Annotated in this window: 15 protein-coding genes; 5 read left to right on the forward strand and 10 right to left on the reverse strand. The window is 52.2% G+C overall.

All coding sequences use genetic code 11. The features are described 5' to 3' along the window. The first annotated feature begins 71 nt into the window (after window positions 1-71). On the forward strand, window positions 72-2,105 hold the full coding sequence (gene metG / locus OGY06_RS14835) for a methionine--tRNA ligase (RefSeq protein WP_286605600.1): 2,034 nt from the start codon (window positions 72-74) through the stop codon (window positions 2,103-2,105). 205 nt (window positions 2,106-2,310) lie between these two features. Next, window positions 2,311-2,769, forward strand: coding sequence for a YehR family lipoprotein (locus OGY06_RS14840; protein WP_286605602.1), 459 nt, complete (start codon window positions 2,311-2,313; stop codon window positions 2,767-2,769). A gap of 43 nt (window positions 2,770-2,812) precedes the next feature. Here the strand turns inward: OGY06_RS14840 and OGY06_RS14845 are convergent, their stop codons facing one another. Genes OGY06_RS14845 through OGY06_RS14855 form a run of 3 tightly spaced genes read right to left on the reverse strand, consistent with a single transcriptional unit; the run spans window position 2,813 to window position 5,731 of the window. Further along, window positions 2,813-3,283: a YehS family protein gene (locus OGY06_RS14845; protein ID WP_003834454.1), complete on the reverse strand. Its 471-nt coding sequence runs from the start codon at window positions 3,281-3,283 to the stop codon at window positions 2,813-2,815. Between the two features lie 46 nt (window positions 3,284-3,329). Beyond that, a complete protein-coding gene (btsR, locus tag OGY06_RS14850) occupies window positions 3,330-4,049 on the reverse strand; it encodes a two-component system response regulator BtsR (RefSeq protein ID WP_003834456.1) in 720 nt (239 codons plus the stop codon). Then, the gene (locus tag OGY06_RS14855) at window positions 4,046-5,731 is read right to left on the reverse strand and encodes a sensor histidine kinase (RefSeq protein ID WP_003834458.1); all 1,686 of its coding nucleotides are present in this window, start codon (window positions 5,729-5,731) and stop codon (window positions 4,046-4,048) included. Before OGY06_RS14855 ends, btsR begins: the two co-directional genes overlap by 4 nt. 225 nt (window positions 5,732-5,956) lie before the next feature. On the opposite strand from OGY06_RS14855, the gene mlrA reads away from it, so the two are divergent. Beyond that, a complete protein-coding gene (gene mlrA / locus OGY06_RS14860; protein WP_003027351.1) occupies window positions 5,957-6,688 on the forward strand; it encodes an HTH-type transcriptional regulator MlrA in 732 nt (243 codons plus the stop codon). Between the two features lie 259 nt (window positions 6,689-6,947). Next, entirely contained in the window at window positions 6,948-7,055 is a 108-nt protein-coding gene (locus OGY06_RS14865; protein WP_003027354.1) for a protein YohO, read from the forward strand. Here OGY06_RS14865 and OGY06_RS14870 read toward each other — a convergent pair. The 5 genes from OGY06_RS14870 to bglX form a co-directional block, all read right to left on the reverse strand. After that, window positions 7,036-7,767, reverse strand: coding sequence for an ABC transporter permease (locus OGY06_RS14870; RefSeq protein WP_003834464.1), 732 nt, complete (start codon window positions 7,765-7,767; stop codon window positions 7,036-7,038). The two genes, OGY06_RS14865 and OGY06_RS14870, sit on opposite strands and share 20 nt — an antisense overlap. Next, window positions 7,751-8,698 (reverse strand): ABC transporter ATP-binding protein, encoded by a 948-nt coding sequence (locus tag OGY06_RS14875; protein ID WP_149335149.1) that lies wholly within the window; start codon window positions 8,696-8,698, stop codon window positions 7,751-7,753. The genes OGY06_RS14870 and OGY06_RS14875 overlap by 17 nt, the downstream gene beginning before the upstream one ends. Further along, on the reverse strand, window positions 8,691-9,857 hold the full coding sequence (locus tag OGY06_RS14880) for an ABC transporter permease (RefSeq protein ID WP_286605604.1): 1,167 nt from the start codon (window positions 9,855-9,857) through the stop codon (window positions 8,691-8,693). Before OGY06_RS14880 ends, OGY06_RS14875 begins: the two co-directional genes overlap by 8 nt. A 15-nt stretch (window positions 9,858-9,872) precedes the next feature. Further along, on the reverse strand, window positions 9,873-10,790 hold the full coding sequence (gene osmF / locus OGY06_RS14885) for a glycine betaine ABC transporter substrate-binding protein OsmF (RefSeq protein WP_063940510.1): 918 nt from the start codon (window positions 10,788-10,790) through the stop codon (window positions 9,873-9,875). Window positions 10,791-11,022: 232 nt separating this feature from the next. Then, window positions 11,023-13,320: a beta-glucosidase BglX gene (bglX, locus tag OGY06_RS14890; RefSeq protein ID WP_286605606.1), complete on the reverse strand. Its 2,298-nt coding sequence runs from the start codon at window positions 13,318-13,320 to the stop codon at window positions 11,023-11,025. A gap of 232 nt (window positions 13,321-13,552) precedes the next feature. Here bglX and dld point away from each other — a divergent pair, with 232 nt between their 5' ends. Further along, a complete protein-coding gene (gene dld, locus OGY06_RS14895) occupies window positions 13,553-15,262 on the forward strand; it encodes a D-lactate dehydrogenase (protein ID WP_063940511.1) in 1,710 nt (569 codons plus the stop codon). A gap of 102 nt (window positions 15,263-15,364) precedes the next feature. Here the strand turns inward: dld and pbpG are convergent, their stop codons facing one another. Both pbpG and OGY06_RS14905 read right to left on the reverse strand, forming a co-directional pair. Then, window positions 15,365-16,312: a D-alanyl-D-alanine endopeptidase gene (pbpG, locus tag OGY06_RS14900; RefSeq protein WP_003027363.1), complete on the reverse strand. Its 948-nt coding sequence runs from the start codon at window positions 16,310-16,312 to the stop codon at window positions 15,365-15,367. A 180-nt stretch (window positions 16,313-16,492) separates the two neighbouring features. Further along, window positions 16,493-17,080 (reverse strand): Yip1 family protein, encoded by a 588-nt coding sequence (locus OGY06_RS14905; RefSeq protein ID WP_003834475.1) that lies wholly within the window; start codon window positions 17,078-17,080, stop codon window positions 16,493-16,495. Window positions 17,081-17,151: the final 71 nt, after the last annotated feature.

Genomic DNA, 17,151 nt, shown 5'->3' on the forward strand with positions numbered 1-17,151 from the left:
CGCTTGGCGCAGTAATTACCATTTTGGTACTATCAAAGCCCTTTTCACTACAAAAGAAGTAATTGCCCACTATGACTCAAGTCGCGAAGAAAATTCTGGTAACGTGCGCGCTGCCGTACGCCAACGGCTCAATCCACCTCGGCCATATGCTGGAGCACATCCAGGCTGATGTCTGGGTCCGTTACCAGCGAATGCGCGGCCACCAGGTTAACTTCATCTGCGCGGACGACGCACACGGTACGCCAATCATGCTGAAAGCACAGCAGCTTGGGATCACGCCAGAGCAGATGATCGGTGAAATGAGTCAGGAGCATCAGACTGATTTTGCAGGTTTTGACATCAGCTACGACAACTACCACTCGACGCACAGCGAAGAGAACCGTGAGTTGTCTGAGCTGATTTATACTCGCCTGAAGGAGAACGGTTTTATTAAGAACCGCACAATCTCCCAGCTTTACGATCCGGAAAAAGGCATGTTCTTGCCGGACCGTTTCGTTAAAGGCACCTGCCCGAAATGTAAGTCTCCGGATCAGTACGGCGATAACTGTGAAGTCTGCGGCGCAACCTACAGCCCGACCGAACTTATCGAGCCGAAATCCGTCGTGTCTGGCGCAACGCCGGTGATGCGTGACTCCGAACACTTCTTCTTTGATCTGCCGTCATTCAGCGAAATGCTGCAGGCGTGGACACGCAGCGGCGCGTTACAGGAGCAGGTCGCCAACAAAATGCAGGAATGGTTCGAATCCGGCCTGCAACAGTGGGATATCTCTCGCGATTCCCCGTACTTCGGTTTTGAAATCCCGAATGCGCCTGGCAAGTACTTCTATGTCTGGCTGGACGCGCCAATTGGCTATATGGGTTCATTCAAAAACCTGTGCGATAAGCGCGGTGACACCACCAGTTTTGACGAATACTGGAAGAAAGATTCCGACGCCGAGCTGTATCACTTCATCGGTAAAGATATCGTTTACTTCCACAGCCTGTTCTGGCCTGCCATGCTGGAAGGCAGCAACTTCCGTAAGCCGACCAACCTGTTTGTACACGGTTATGTGACGGTGAACGGCGCGAAGATGTCCAAATCTCGCGGCACCTTCATTAAGGCCAGCACCTGGCTGAAGCACTTCGATGCCGACAGCTTGCGCTACTACTACACCGCGAAGCTTTCTTCACGTATTGATGACATCGACCTAAACCTGGAAGACTTTGTCCAGCGCGTTAACGCCGATATCGTCAACAAAGTAGTCAACCTGGCATCCCGTAACGCCGGCTTTATTGCTAAGCGTTTTGACGGCGTTCTGGCGGCTGAGCTGGCCGACCCGGCGCTGTATAAAACCTTCACCGACGCCGCAGCGGTGATTGGCGAAGCATGGGAAAGCCGCGAATTTGGTAAAGCGATCCGTGAAATCATGGCGCTGGCCGACGTGGCAAACCGCTACGTTGACGAACAGGCACCGTGGGTCGTGGCTAAACAGGAAGGCCGCGATGCCGACCTGCAGGCGATCTGCTCTATGGGTATCAACCTGTTCCGCGTGCTGATGACCTACCTGAAACCGGTTCTGCCAACGCTTGCTGAACGTGTTGAAGCTTTCCTGAACAGCGAACTGAGCTGGGATGCCATTGAGCAGCCACTGCTCGGCCACAAGGTCAACACCTTTAAAGCGCTCTACAATCGTATCGACATGAAACACGTTGAAGCGCTGGTTGAAGCGTCGAAAGAAGAAGTGAAAGCAGCTGCTGCACCGGTTACCGGCCCGCTGGCGGATGACCCGATTCAGGAAACCATCACCTTTGACGATTTCGCCAAAGTTGACCTGCGCGTAGCGCTGATTGAAAACGCCGAGTTCGTGGAAGGTTCCGACAAACTGCTGCGTCTGACGCTGGATCTCGGTGGTGAGAAACGTAACGTCTTCTCTGGTATTCGTTCTGCGTATCCAGATCCGCAGGTCCTGATTGGCCGCCAGACCATTATGGTTGCCAACCTGGTTCCTCGTAAGATGCGCTTCGGCATTTCCGAAGGGATGGTGATGGCCGCAGGTCCTGGCGGGAAAGATATCTTCCTGTTAAGCCCGGATGAAGGTGCAAAACCAGGCCAACAGGTGAAGTAAATCAAACATCTCAAGCGCTGCAACTGCAGCGCTTTTTTTTGCTACGCAAGTGCTTCCTCTAATCTCAACCCCTGCTCCATTTTCGGACTGCTTCGTTGTTAATATTAGATTTATTCTATACTGCTCTGGTATCAAGGTAGTCTGAGCTCACCAGATTCGTGGACGTTATTATTTAACATCCGATATTCATGAAATGGAGTTTTACATGAAAGCGTTACAAAAATTATTTTTTCTCGTCGTGGCATCGATTGTGGTTTTTTCCCTGGCGGGATGTGGTGATAAAGAAGAGACAAAAACATTCAATGCCAACCTTAATGGTTCTGATATCACCGTCTCTTACACCTATAAAGGTGATAAAGTCCTGAAGCAAATCTCCGAAAGTAAAATTAGCTATGCGTCAGTCGGTGCCAGCAATAAAGAGGAGGCAGCAAAAGTATTCGACGCATTAAGCGCCAAATATCAAAACATTACTGGCATAGAAGAAAAACTCACCTATTCAGATACCTACGCGCAAGAAAATGTCACTATCGATATGGAAAAAGTTGATATAAAAGCGTTGCAGGCTATTTCAGGGATGAAGCTATCTGAAAACGCCGATAAAAACATCAGCATGAAGCAAATGCAAACGGTAATGGAATCGGCGGGTTTTAAAGAAGTGAAGTAAACCATCGGCGACCCGATGTTAATCGGCGTCGCCCATTTTTTCTTTATGGCTTCGCGTTATGTACCCGTGATGTCAAACCACGCAGAAAATAACGCAGGAACTGATCGCCGCATTCGCGATAGTTCTTATGATCAGGTGCACGCATCATGGCGGTAATTTCCGGCATCGACACACGGAATTTCTGCTCGGTCATAATAGCCAGAATATCGTCGGTTTTCAGCGAAAAAGCGATACGCAGCTTTTTCAGCACCGTATTGTTATTAACACGACGCTCCAGCGCCAGTTCCGGTGCAGAATCATCTTTACCACGCAGATGATAAATCAGGCCGTTTAAAAAACCGGAGAGAATGATATCCGGGCAACGAACAAACCCTGCTTCATCTTCTTTTGTCATCCAGGTATCGAAACCTGCGGAGGTGGATTCCATGTCAGCGAGCGCAAGAATACGCACCATGTCGTTATTGTTCGCTTTTAGGGTGTAGCGCAGGCTACGAAGAATATCGTTACTTAGCATAGAGCCTTCAACTGTCGGTGATGCAATGGCGCGCAGTGTATCAGTTTTACAGTCCAATCGCCTCTTTTAGACTTTTAAGATAACGACGACTCACCGGAACGGTCAGTCCGTTACGCAAAATCAGTTCCGCCTGACCGTTGTCTTCCAGACGGATCTCCTGCAATTGCGCCATATTCACCAGATATTGCCGATGACAACGCAGCAGAGGAGTACGGCTCTCCAGCGTCCTGAGCGTCAACTCAGTGAAGCCTTCTTTACCATCGCTGCTCGTCACATACACACCACTCATGCGACTGCTGATAAACGCCACATCATCCATTTGCAGCAAATAGATCCGACTATGGCCGCTGCACGGAATAAACTTCAGCGCCTGCTGATTTTCTGGCAGCAGTGATACATCCTGCTTGGTGCGCTCCTGACGCAAACGGATCAGCGTTTTTTCCAGCCGTGTTTCTTCAATCGGCTTGAGCAGATAATCAAACGCATGTTCTTCGAAGGCTTTCACCGCATACTCATCAAAGGCGGTCAGAAAAACAATGTATGGACGATGCTCAGGATCAAGCATACCAACCATTTCCAGGCCGCTGATTCGCGGCATCTGAATATCAAGGAACAGAACATCCGGACGCAATTTATGCACCGCGCCAATGGCTTCCACCGCATTCGAACATTCACCGACAATCTCGATGTCGCTTTGCTCTTGCAACAGGATCCGCAGATTCTCCCGGGCTAACGGTTCGTCATCGACAATCAGCACTTTGATCATGCCAGTTCCTCCAGAGGAAGTCGTAAAGTGATTCGGGTAAAGCGGTCAGGTTCACACGCTACGCTGATGCCAAAATCATCGCCAAACCGCTCGCGCAGTCGTTTATCGACCAGATTCATACCCAGTCCACTGGCTTCTGAGGTTGGCTGATACAGCCCAGCATTGTCTTCAATATCCAGCATCAGATATTGCCCTTCGCGACGGGCGGTAATCGATACTTCACCGGTATCCAGTAACTGAGAAGTGCCGTGTTTGATGGCATTCTCCACGATGGGCTGCAGAGTAAAGGCGGGTAATTGCTGATGCGAAAGTTCTTCTGGCACCGTCAAGGTCACCTGAAGACGCGACTGGAATCGTGCCTTTTCAATTTGCAGATAAGCATTAACGTGTTCAATTTCATCGGCCAGCGTCACAATTTCCGACGGGCGTTTTAAATTTTTACGAAAGAACGTCGACAGATACTGCACCAGTTGGCTGGCCTGCTCGCTATCGCGTCGGATCACAGCTTTGATGGTGTTAAGTGCATTAAACAGAAAATGGGGATTGACCTGGGCGTGCAGGAGTTTTATTTCCGACTGCGTGAGCATCGCTTTTTGCCGCTCATACTGCCCGGCCAGAATCTGTGCCGAAAGCAGTTGGGCGATCCCTTCCCCCAGCGTACGGTTGATCGAACTAAAGAGGCGGTTTTTGGCTTCATACAGTTTGATGGTCCCCATTACCCGCTGGTTTTCACCTCGCAGAGGGATCACCAGCGTCGAGCCTAATTTGCATTGCGGGTGCAAAGAGCAACGGTAAGGAACTTCATTCCCATCGGCATACACCACCTCTCCGGTTTCAATCGCGCGTTGGGTATATGACGATGAAATAGGTTTTCCGGGTAGATGGTGATCATCACCAATACCGGTAAATGCCAGCAGTTTCTCACGATCGGTAATCGCCACCGCACCGATATCCAGCTCTTCATACAGCACCTGAGCAACCTTCATGCTGTTAACCTCGTTGAACCCCTGGCGTAAAATACCTTCCGTTGAGGCGGCAACTTTGAGTGCTGTGGCGGAAAAAGCGGAGGTATATTTTTCAAACATCGCCCGTTTATCGAGCAAAATACGCATAAACAAGGCGGCGCCCACGGTATTGGTTACCATCATAGGTGCGGCAATATTGCTGACCAACCGAAACGCATCGTCAAACGGACGGGCAATTAATAAGATGATCAGCATCTGCACCAGTTCGGCGACAAAGGTAATCGCCCCCGCAGTCAGCGGACTAAAGACTTTATCCGTACGACCACGACGGGTGAGCACGCTGTGCACCAGCCCGCCGAGCAACCCTTCCACAATGGTCGAGATCATGCAGCTAAGCGCTGTCATCCCACCCATAGAATAACGATGCAAACCGCCGGTAAGACCAACTAAGCCACCGACCACCGGGCCGCCAAGCAGCCCGCCCATCACCGCGCCAATAGCGCGAGTGTTAGCAATAGAGTCATCGATATGCAGCCCGAAATAGGTGCCTAAAATGCAGAAAATGGAAAAAGTAACATAGCAAAGCAGTTTATGCGGGAGTCGGATAGTCACCTGCATCAGCGGGATAAACAAACGCGTTTTGCTCATGAGCCACGCGATAACGAGGAACACACACATCTGCTGAAGCAGCAGCAACACCAGATTAAACTCGTACATACCCGCCAACCACACATCACTTAAAAGCGCGTAACATACATGGGCTGCGTGTAACTTTCTTTGAAGTGTTGCAAAAAAAGACGAATTTGTGAGAACGATCACTCGAAAGCGCGAGCATGGTTACAAACTCACCCATTCATAGATCAAAAAACAGACAAAACTACCTGGTTCGCAAAAGAGCGTCTAAAGTAAAACTGGGACCTCGCGAGCAAGAGTGAGACGACGATGGCGCTTTACACAATAGGTGAAGTGGCTTTGCTTTGTGATATCAACCCTGTCACTTTACGCGCGTGGCAGAGGCGTTACGGATTACTTAAACCGCAGCGGACAGACGGCGGGCATCGCCTGTTTAACGATGCGGATATTGACCGGATCCGCGAGATAAAACGCTGGATAAACAACGGTGTCCAGGTAAGTAAGGTTAAAATGTTGCTCAGCAATGAGAGCATTGATGTGCATAACGGTTGGCGTGAACAACAAGAGACGCTGTTGAGCTATTTGCAAAGTAATAATCTGCATAGCCTCAGACTATGGATCAAAGAGCGTGGCCAGGATTATCCCGCACAAACGCTCAACACCCATTTGTTCATTCCGTTACGCCGACGTCTGCAATGCCAACAGCCGATCCTGCAGGCGTTACTGGGGATCCTTGACGGCGTACTGATCAACTACATCGCGATTTGTCTGGCCTCAGCACGTAAGAAACAGGGGAAAGATGCTCTGGTGGTTGGCTGGAACATTCAGGATACGACCCGCTTATGGCTGGAAGGTTGGGTCGCCAGCCAGCAGGGATGGCGCATTGACGTCCTTGCCCATTCGCTGAACCAACTGCGACCGGAGCTGTTTGAAGGTCGCACCTTGCTTGTCTGGTGCGGCGAAAACCAAACGCCCGCTCAGCAGCAACAGCTGAATGAATGGCGCGCGTTAGGTCACGATATTTATCCACTCGGTATTTAGAGCCTGGCCCATTAGGGCTATTTTGCTTGCCATCTCGAACCAGGGCAGTGCTCAGACAACACTCAGAGAGTTTTGAACGCCCTTTAGGGCGGCCCGGAGGGTGAGCGTAGCGAATAATCCTCACGTACTACGTGTACGCTCCGGTTCTTCCGCGCTGGCAGTGCTCAAACTGTCTGCGCCAATAACGCCTACTGGTCCAGGCTCTTAATATTCTATTAACAAACGTGTACAATCCTTAAATTCACATAAGGAGTGCATAATGAGCGCAGCTAAAATCGGTGTCATTACCCTCTTCCTGCTGATGGCCATCGGCGGTATCGGCGGTGTCATGCTGGCAGGCTATACCTTTATTTTACGTGCCGGGTAAGATGTCTCGCTAATTTCTCAAACCCGCGGTCAACAATTACCGCCGCCAGCGCGACCAGCAGCGCCCCCTGAATCACATAGGCGGTATTGAACCCACTCAGCCCGATAATAATCGGCGTACCCAGCGTGTTCGCCCCAACGGTTGAGGCGATGGTTGCGGTGCCGATATTAATAATCACCGACGTGCGAATCCCGGCCAGAATCACCGGGGCCGCCAGCGGCAACTCGACTTTACGCAGCCGCTGCCCCTGACTCATGCCCATTCCGCTGGCAATATCCATCACGCTGGGTGAAATTCCGCCGAGTCCCGCCAGCGTTGCCTGCAAGATCGGTAATACGCCATACAGGATCAACGCGATAATTGCCGGTTCAGGACCAAATCCCATCACCGGTACGGCGATCGCCAGCACAGCAACTGGCGGAAAGGTCTGTCCCACGGCGGCGATGGTTTCCACCATCGGCCTGAATTCCGCGCCCCAGGGCCGGGTTACAGCTATACCGGCCCCGGTGCCAATAAGTACGGCAATCAGGCTTGAAATCCCCACCAGGCCAAAATGGCTCAGTGCCAGCACCGCAAAACTTTCCTGCTGATACACGGGACGCGGTAGCGCCGGAAATAGCGCACTGAACAAGGCCTGACTATGAGGCAACCCAACTAACAGGACCAGAAACAGGACAATAAGCCATAACAACGGATCAGCAAGACGTTTCACGGGTCGGCATCTCCGAAAGCAAATCACGAAAATGAAGCGTCCCGCAGGACACCCCCTGCGGGGTCACGACCGGCAAGACGTCGCAACCGCGCGCTACGAACACCGACAACGCATCACGCAGCGTCATTTCATCTACCAACGGTTCACCGGCGGTGTGTTCACCGCGACGGATAAAATCCCCTACCGTGCGAAGCGACAACAGACGTACGCCCAGTTCACTACGGCCAAAGAATGTTTGCACGAATTCGTTCGCCGGTGCAGTCAGCATCGACAGCGGCGTGCCTTGCTGTACTACCTTTCCTGCATCCATTAGAACCAGATGCTCCGCCAGCCTTAGCGCCTCGTCGATATCATGCGTCACCAGCACAATGGTACGCCCGAGCAGACGATGAATACGCGTCATCTCCTGCTGCAGCGCACCGCGGGTGACCGGATCCAGCGCGCCAAAAGGCTCATCCATCAGCAGTACCTGCGGATCTGCCGCCAAGGCACGCGCCACGCCGACCCGCTGCTGTTGCCCGCCAGACAGCTGATGCGGATAACGATGGCGCAAACTTTCCTCAAGACCCAGCAGCGCCATCAGTTCGTCTGTTCGGTCATCAATACGTGAACGCGACCACTTTTGTAGCTGCGGCACCGTGGCGATGTTCTGCGCGACGGTCCAGTGGGGAAACAAGCCAATAGACTGAATCGCGTATCCCATGCGCCGCCTTAACTCCAGCACCGGCAGGCTGCGGATCTCTTCCCCGGCAAAGCGAATCTGTCCGCTGTCATGTTCAACCAGCCGATTGATCATTTTCAGCGTGGTGGATTTCCCGGAACCTGACGTGCCAATTAACACCGAAAAGCTGCCCTCCCCCAACCGCAGATTAAGGTCGTCAACGGCTGTTTGCTGACCATAGGTTTTACTGACATGGCGAAATTCAATCATTGTTTGTTACCTTCAACAGCGCGAGCCCTAAATCAAACAGCGCATCAATCAATACCGCCAGTACCACAACCGGGATCACGCCCAGCAACACTAAATCGACGGCGCTACTGAGCAATCCCTGAAAGACCAGCGCGCCAAATCCCCCTGCGCCAATCAGCGCGGCAATCACCGCCATTCCCACCGTTTGCACCATCACCACCCGCAAACTGCGCAAGAAGACCGGCAGCGCCAGTGGAAACTGCACCGAGACAAATCGCTGGAAAGTGCTCATCCCCATCGCTCGGGCGCTTTCCAGCACATCGCGTGGAACCTGATGCAATCCAGCTACTACGCCGCGCACCAGCGGTAACAGCGCATACAGCACCAACGCAATAAGCGCAGGCGTCAGGCCGATTCCGGCGACGCCGAGTGAACCCAGCAAGGGAAAGTGCTTCACCAACCCGACAAGGGGCGCAATTAACAGGCCAAACAGCGCGACTGAGGGAATGGTTTGGATGATATTCAGTACCGCAAAAACCGGCCCCTGACGAGAGACAGAGAAAGCACACCAGATGCCCAGTGGCACACCAATAAGCAGCGCGGGCACCACTGTAGCGAACAGAATTGTCAGATGTTGTGCCAGGGCGTCGTTGAAGACATCCTGACGGTTGGCATATTCTTTTAGCAGGGAAAGATCGTTAAATGTGCCGGAGAACAAAAGCACCAGCGGAAAAATAAACATTTGCGCGTGCAACAGCCAGCGCCATGACGCCTGTTCGGTGATGCGACGAATGGCGTCACTGGCGGCCAGCAGCATCAGTCCTAGCCCCAACCAGAACCCGCTGCCCAGGCTGGTTCTGGCCAGTGGACTTCCCGTCTTGGCCAGATACGTTGCCGTTGTTCCTGCGGTTACCAGCGCTGCTATAACCAGCAACTGGCTAATAACAAGCGTCAATATATTGCCGGGCTTTCCCGGTACAAAGCACAGAAGAAACAGCAGCAAACAGGCTACTGCCAATCCCCACGCCATGTCGGGCCGGATATCCCAGAGTTGGCGCCCCTCACCAGAGACCAGGCGATTAGGCGCATAGCTAATGAAAGGCAGCGCTGCCGCCGCGAAGGTAAGAAGTACCAGTAACAACAGCACCCGATTAACTGAAATCTTTGACAAAACACCCACCTGCTGCAAACTCCGTTACTTCACCCATCCTTTTTGCTTCAGGTAGTCTGCTGCAACTTTTTTCGCATCCAGCCCCTCCACGGCAATACTGGCATTCAGCTGCTGCAACGTTTTTTCATCCAGGCTGGCAAAAACCGGTTGTAGCCATTCTCCCATTTGCGGGTAGTCTTTCAGCACCGATTCACGCACAACGGGTGCTGGCGCATAAATGGGCTGGACACCTTTTGGATCGCTTAAAGTTTGCAGACCGAGCGCCGCAACCGGGCCATCGGTGCCATAAGCCATCGCCGCATTGACGCCAGAAGTCTGCTGCGCCGCCGCTTTAATCGTCACCGCGGTATCCCCTCCTGCCAGCGACAACAGCTGGTTTTGATTCAGTTTGAAATCATAGGCTTTTTCAAACGCAGGCAGCGCGTCAGCCCGCTCGATAAATTCAGCAGAGGCGGCAAGTTTGAACGTTCCCCCGTCTTTCAGGTAACGGCCTAAATCAGCAAGGGACTCAAGCTTGTTCTTTTGCGCGATATCCTGGCGTACTGCAATGGTCCAGGTATTGTTGGCAGGAGCAGGCGTTAGCCAGACCAGCTTATTTTGCTCTGCGTCCAGCTTTTTCACTTTCTCGAATCCGGCCTGCGCATTTTTCCACGCGGGATCATTTTCATCTTTAAAAAAGAATGCGCCATTACCGGTATATTCCGGATAAATATCCAGCTCACCGGAGGTGATTGCCCCACGCACCACTGGGGTGGTACCCAGCTGTACTTTATTGACGGTTTTCACGCCATGGCTTTCGAGCACCTGCAAAATAATGTTGCCGAGCAGCGCCCCTTCGGTATCGATTTTTGAACCGACCGTGACGGGTGACGCGGCCTGTAAGGGCAGGCTTATCGCGGCTAACAGCGCCAGCGAACCCACCGATACTTTTGAGATTATCATGCTGTACTCCTCATCCTTTTGCGGCCCTTTTCAGAGACTTGAGGAAAAAGCATAGTCGAAAAATCAAGCCTTAACCTGGCTATTGGGTGGTAACGCTGAGAGTTATTAGCGGTAAGGCGATAATAAAATAAAAAAAATCCGGCAAACCCAATGTGAATTTGCCGGATGATACGATTTAGTCGGCCTGATAAGCATTGCGCCATCAGGCCTGCTGCATGAATTTACTCGTCAATTAAAGCAGTTCGAATTCGCCCTGCTTCACTCTGGCGGAATCCACACCGATAAAGACGTTAAACTTGCCAGGCTCTGCATCGTATTTCATCTGCTGATTCCAGAATTTGAGCGCTTCAATATCAATCGGGAAGCTGACGGTCTGGGTTTCACCTGGCTTAAGATTCACTTTTTCAAAACCTTTCAGCTGTTTTACCGGACGACTCATGGAGGCGGTCACATCCTGTAAATACATCTGAATCACCGTTGCACCTTCGCGCTTGCCGGTGTTGGTCACCTGCACGCTGGCCGTCACGGTTCCGTCACGCTTCATCGTCGGAGAAGAGAGCTTCACATCAGAAACCGTAAACGTGGTGTAGCTCAGGCCATAACCAAAGGGATACAACGGACCATTGGCTTCATCAAAGTAGCGCGACGTGTACTTGTTCGGCTTATCGGCGTTATACGGACGACCGGTATTGAGATGGCTGTAATAGACCGGGATCTGTCCAACAGAGCGCGGGAAAGACATCGGCAGCTTGCCTGACGGATTGTAATCACCAAACAGCACATCGGCGATGGCGTTACCGCCTTCCGTCCCGGCAAACCAGGTTTCGAGGATCGCATCGGCTTGTTGATCTTCCTTAACCAGCGCCAGCGGACGACCGTTCATCAACACCAGAACCAGAGGTTTACCCGTGGCTTTCAGCGCAGCAATCAGGTCACGCTGACTTTGCGGAATGGTGATATCGGTGCGGCTGGATGCTTCATGCGCCATGCCCTGCGCTTCACCGACTACCGCGACAACCACATCTGATTGCTTCGCGGCGTTAACGGCTTCATCGATCATCGCCTGCGGCGAACGCGGGTCAACCTTCACCGCTTCTTCATACAGGTTGAGGAAATCGACAATGCCTTTATCGTTGGTGATATTCGCCCCTTTGGCGTACAGCACTTTGCCCTGATCGCCGACGGCATTTTTAATCCCCGTCAGTACCGTTACCGACTGATCGGCAACACCAGCGGCGGACCAACTGCCCATCACATCACGCTTGCTGTCGGCCAGCGGACCGACAACCGCCACGGTGGCGGATTTTTTCAGCGGCAACGTTTCCAGACGGTTTTTCAGCAGCACCAGGCTTTCGCGTGCCACTTCACGCGCCTCTTTGCGATGCAAACGGCTTTCTGCGTTGGTGTCCTGTGGGTCAGATTCTTTGGCTCCCAGATGGCTGTACGGATCGTTAAACAGCCCCATATCATATTTCACGTTCAGCACGTGGCGCGCGGCGTCGTCCAGCTCCGCCATCGTCACTTTGCCGGATTTAATCAAGCCCGGCAGATATTTGCTGTAATACTCATCGCTCATACTCATGTTGATGCCGGACTTGATCGCCACACGCACCGCATCCTCAGGATCGGAGGCGGTACCGTGCTTAATCAGTTCCTTAATCGCGCCGTGATCGGAAACGGTAATCCCCTTAAAGCCCCATTCATCTCGCAGCACGTCTTTTAACAGCCAGGCGTCTGAGGTTGCAGGCGTACCGTTTAGCGAATTAAGACCCACCATCACCGCACCGCTACCGGCGTCCAGCCCGGCTTTATACGGTGGCATATAGTCGTTGAACAGACGCTGTGGGCTCATATCGACGGTGTTATATTCCTTGCCACCTTCAACCGCGCCATAGGCGGCGAAGTGCTTGACGCTGGTCATCACCGAATAGCGATCCGCCGGGCTTTTCCCCTGCATCGCTTCCACCATGGTTTTACCCATCGTAGCCGTTAAATACGTGTCTTCACCAAAACCTTCTGAAGCACGGCCCCAGCGCGGATCGCGAGAGACATCGACCATTGGCGCCCAGGTCATATTCAGACCATCATCGGCAGCTTCATACGCGGAAATACGGCCAACGGTTCTGACCGCATCGAGATTAAAAGAGGATGCCAGGCCGAGACTTATCGGGAACACGGTACGCTGGCCGTGCAATACGTCGTAGGCAAAAAAGAGAGGAATTTTCAGGCGGCTGAGTTCCATCACCTGATCCTGCATTTTGCGGATATCCTGGCGCGTGACGGTGTTAAAAATTGCCCCAACCTGCCCGTCTTTGATCATCTCGCGGATGGCTTCTTTCGGGTTATCAGGCCCGACGCTTATCAAGCGTAGTTGCCCAATTTTCTCATCCACGGTCATCTGTTTAAGTAAATCGGTAACGAATGCATCCCGCGCTTCTGGCGTCAGAGGATAGTTACCAAACAGCGTGTCCGCCAGCGCTGGTTGCAACGCCAGACTCACCGCGACACCTACAGAACATAGCCATTTCATGTTGATTCTCTCTTTATTTTTTCCCGACCAGGCAGCGAAAATATAACAAAAACCGCAGTTTGCCGTAAGACTAAACGGGAGTGATAAAGAAAGCTAAGGTTATTCTCCTAATTTTCAAAACCAGCGCGAATCAGTAGAAGACGAACCAGAGACAATATGAATGAGAAAGCGTATTGTCATACAAAGCGCTATGCTTGTTCCTGATATTGAGTCCCACCACAAGGAGTGGAGAATGTCTTCCATTACAACAGATAATAAAGCTTTCCTGAATGAACTGACCCGTCTGGTAGGTCATTCACACCTGCTCACAGACCCTGCTAAAACCGCCCGCTATCGCAAGGGATTCCGCTCCGGTCAGGGCGATGCACTCGCCGTGGTGTTCCCTGGCTCGCTTTTAGAACTGTGGCGCGTCCTCAACGCTTGCGTCGCCGCAGATAAAATTATCCTGATGCAGGCCGCCAACACTGGCCTGACCGAAGGCTCTACGCCGAGCGGTAATGATTACGATCGCGAGATTGTCATTATCAGCACCCTGCGCCTTGATAAGCTGCACGTCATCGGCAAAGGCGAACAGGTGCTGGCCTATCCCGGCACCACGCTTTATTCACTGGAAAAAGCGCTCAAACCGTTTGGCCGCGAGCCGCATTCGGTGATCGGATCTTCCTGTATCGGCGCTTCAGTGATTGGCGGTATTTGTAACAACTCCGGCGGCTCGCTGGTTCAGCGCGGTCCGGCATACACGGAGATGTCGCTGTTTGCGCGTATTGACGAGCAGGGTAAATTACAGCTGGTTAACCATCTGGGTATCGAACTGGGCCAGACCCCGGAACAGATCCTTAGCAAACTTGATGACGACCGTATCAAAGATGACGATGTGCGCCACGATGGACGTCATGCACACGATCACGACTACGTTACCCGCGTCAGAGATATTGAGGCGGACACGCCCGCTCGCTATAACGCCGATCCGGATCGGTTGTTTGAATCATCCGGTTGTGCAGGCAAGCTCGCGGTTTTTGCGGTGCGTCTGGACACCTTCGAAGCCGAAAAAAACCAGCAGGTCTTTTACATCGGTACCAACCAGCCAGAGGTGCTGACGGAGATCCGCCGTCATATTTTGGCAAAATTTGAGCATCTGCCGGTCGCCGGTGAATATATGCACCGCGATATTTATGACATCGCTGAGCAATACGGCAAAGATACGTTTCTGATGATCGACAAGCTCGGCACCGACAAAATGCCGTTCTTCTTCACCCTGAAAGGTCGCACCGATGCGATGCTGGAAAAAGTGAAAATTTTCCGTCCGCATTTCACCGATCGGGCAATGCAGAAATTTGGCCATTTGTTCCCCAGCCACTTACCCGCGCGCATGAAAAGCTGGCGCGATAAGTATGAACATCATCTGCTGTTAAAAATGGCCGGTGGCGGCGTGGCTGAAGCGCAAAACTGGCTAAGCGAGTTTTTCAAAACCGCTGAAGGCGACTTCTTTGCCTGTACGCCGGAAGAAGGCAGCAAGGCGTTTTTGCATCGCTTTGCGGCGGCTGGCGCGGCTATACGTTATCAGGCCGTGCATGCCGATGAAGTGGAAGATATTCTGGCGCTGGATATCGCGCTACGCCGTAACGATACCGAATGGTACGAGCATCTGCCTGCAGAGATCGACAGCCAACTGGTGCACAAACTCTATTACGGTCACTTTATGTGCTACGTCTTCCATCAGGATTACATTGTGAAAAAAGGCGTGGACGCGCATGCGCTGAAAGAGCAGATGCTGGAACTCCTGCGCGAGCGTGGGGCGCAGTATCCGGCAGAGCACAACGTCGGGCATCTGTATCAGGCGCCGGAAACCTTGACCCGTTTTTACCGTGAGAACGATCCCACCAACAGTATGAATCCGGGTATTGGGAAAACGAGTAAGCAGAAGTTCTGGAAAGAGTCGTAAACCAAAAAAAAGATAAGCGCCACCGGGCATGTTGCCGGGGGCGCTTCGCTTGCCCGGCCTACAGCCACATTAGTTTTGTGCAGGCCGGATAAGACGTCTTGTTTAATCGTTCTGTGCGGTTTGCTCGCCCGTCGCCGAACCTGCCGCCGCCATCTGCGCGGCTTTTTGCTTTTTATAGCTCAGCGCCGCCGCCGGAACCGGCATCACCTTGCCCGTTTCGATCCAGGTACGTAAACGGCTGGCATCGGCAAAGTGGGTATATTTACCGAACGCATCCATCACCACCAGCGCCACCGGTTTGTTATTGATCACCGTGCGCATCACCAGACAGTGTCCTGCCGCATTGGTAAACCCGGTTTTGGTTAACTGAATATTCCAGTTATCGCGGTATACCAGATGGTTGGTGTTACGGAATGGCAGCGTATAAGCCGGGTTGGCAAAGGTCGCCATATCTTCACGCGTGGTGCTTAACTGGCCAATCAGCGGATACTGCTTGCTGGCGATCAGCAGCTTAGTTAAATCACGAGCGGTCGATACGTTATGAATCGATAAGCCAGTTGGTTCCACAAAGCGAGTCTGAGTCATGCCGAGCGCTTTCGCTTTGGCATTCATGGCCTTAATAAACGCGTTATAACCGCCAGGGTAATGATGCGCCAGGCTCGCCGCCGCACGGTTTTCTGATGACATCAGCGCCAGCAACAGCATGTCTTTACGGCTAATTTCACTGTTCAGTCGCACACGAGAGTAGATGCCTTTCATTTCCGGCGTCTGACTGATATCAACTTTCAGTTTCTCATCCAACGGCAGTCGTGCATCAAGCACCACCATCGCGGTCATTAATTTGGTAATCGACGCAATCGGACGCACAAGGTCCGGGTGGTTCGAATAGATAACTTTGTTGGTATTCAGATCAACAATCATCGCGCTACCGGACGCTATCTCAGGTTGAGAAGCCGCTGCGGTAGTTGCCGTTTTAGCCACGGCTTGGGGTGCAAAAGGAACGGCCAGCACCAGGGCAAGGCTTAATAATGAAACTCGGAATTTCAGCATGATGAGATTTCTGATAATGGTTCACGCACGTCACAACGCACACCGCCAGAGACTAAGTATTATCTCAAGCTAGCTCAGGCATCATAGCGATCCAGCAGGTTTGCCGCCACAGGAGAATCGTCTCGAAATGCTGCGTTGCTGACTTTTACGTCAACAACGCAGCGCAGACAGGTTTATCCGTCAGAATAACCGATAGCCGTAACCCCACAGGATTACCGTAATCGCCAGCAGAACTTCCAGTACCAGCACACCGATCGCCAGCGTCGAACTGGAAAAGCTCAGGCCTTCCTCTTTAGAGATATTCAGGAACGTCGGTATGCCGAGATAAAGTAAATAGCCGGTGTAAAATAGCGCGATCGTTCCTACTAATGCACACAGCCAGACCAGCGGATAAAGTGCGACCAATCCGCTTAAAAACAGCGGCGTCGCGACATATCCTGCAAAGACCATACAGTGGGCCAACGACGGACGCTGCGGGTAATTACGTGCCATCCACCAGATAACCCGGCCCATGACAGCGACGCCTGCCAGCATGACCCCGTAAAACAGAATTGCCATCGCAAATCCGGTCAACAGAGATAACTTCAGGATATTGCCATCGCCAAAATTCCAACCGATTTGCGTTGTACCGATAAACGCGCAAACAACCGGGATTGCCGCCATCAGCAGTACATGGTGGGTATAGTGATGCGAAACACTTTCGTTTTCGCTGTTGATCACGTGCATTTCACGATCGGGATGGGAAAACAGCCCCCAGACATGGTTCATACCGCCCCCTTCTTGTCAGCTCCGGACCTCAACACTTCAAGTATAATTCAGCTTTTGATTATTTTATGTAC

Origin of the sequence: Citrobacter sp. Cpo147 (assembly GCF_030332405.1) — a bacterium.
Taxonomy (GTDB): domain Bacteria; phylum Pseudomonadota; class Gammaproteobacteria; order Enterobacterales; family Enterobacteriaceae; genus Citrobacter; species Citrobacter portucalensis.

Excerpts from the sequence above, each read along its gene's own strand:
- OGY06_RS14875 (WP_149335149.1), bottom strand. The coding sequence starts at position 8,698 with ATGATTGAATTTCGCCATGTCAGTAAAACCTATGGTCAGCAAACAGCC.
- OGY06_RS14865 (WP_003027354.1), top strand. The coding sequence starts at position 6,948 with ATGAGCGCAGCTAAAATCGGTGTCATTACCCTCTTCCTGCTGATGGCC.
- dld (WP_063940511.1), top strand. The coding sequence starts at position 13,553 with ATGTCTTCCATTACAACAGATAATAAAGCTTTCCTGAATGAACTGACC.
- mlrA (WP_003027351.1), top strand. The coding sequence starts at position 5,957 with ATGGCGCTTTACACAATAGGTGAAGTGGCTTTGCTTTGTGATATCAAC.
- metG (WP_286605600.1), top strand. The coding sequence starts at position 72 with ATGACTCAAGTCGCGAAGAAAATTCTGGTAACGTGCGCGCTGCCGTAC.
- OGY06_RS14845 (WP_003834454.1), bottom strand. The coding sequence starts at position 3,283 with ATGCTAAGTAACGATATTCTTCGTAGCCTGCGCTACACCCTAAAAGCG.
- OGY06_RS14855 (WP_003834458.1), bottom strand. The coding sequence starts at position 5,731 with ATGTACGAGTTTAATCTGGTGTTGCTGCTGCTTCAGCAGATGTGTGTG.
- pbpG (WP_003027363.1), bottom strand. The coding sequence starts at position 16,312 with ATGCTGAAATTCCGAGTTTCATTATTAAGCCTTGCCCTGGTGCTGGCC.
- osmF (WP_063940510.1), bottom strand. The coding sequence starts at position 10,790 with ATGATAATCTCAAAAGTATCGGTGGGTTCGCTGGCGCTGTTAGCCGCG.
- OGY06_RS14905 (WP_003834475.1), bottom strand. The coding sequence starts at position 17,080 with ATGAACCATGTCTGGGGGCTGTTTTCCCATCCCGATCGTGAAATGCAC.
- OGY06_RS14840 (WP_286605602.1), top strand. The coding sequence starts at position 2,311 with ATGAAAGCGTTACAAAAATTATTTTTTCTCGTCGTGGCATCGATTGTG.
- btsR (WP_003834456.1), bottom strand. The coding sequence starts at position 4,049 with ATGATCAAAGTGCTGATTGTCGATGACGAACCGTTAGCCCGGGAGAAT.
- bglX (WP_286605606.1), bottom strand. The coding sequence starts at position 13,320 with ATGAAATGGCTATGTTCTGTAGGTGTCGCGGTGAGTCTGGCGTTGCAA.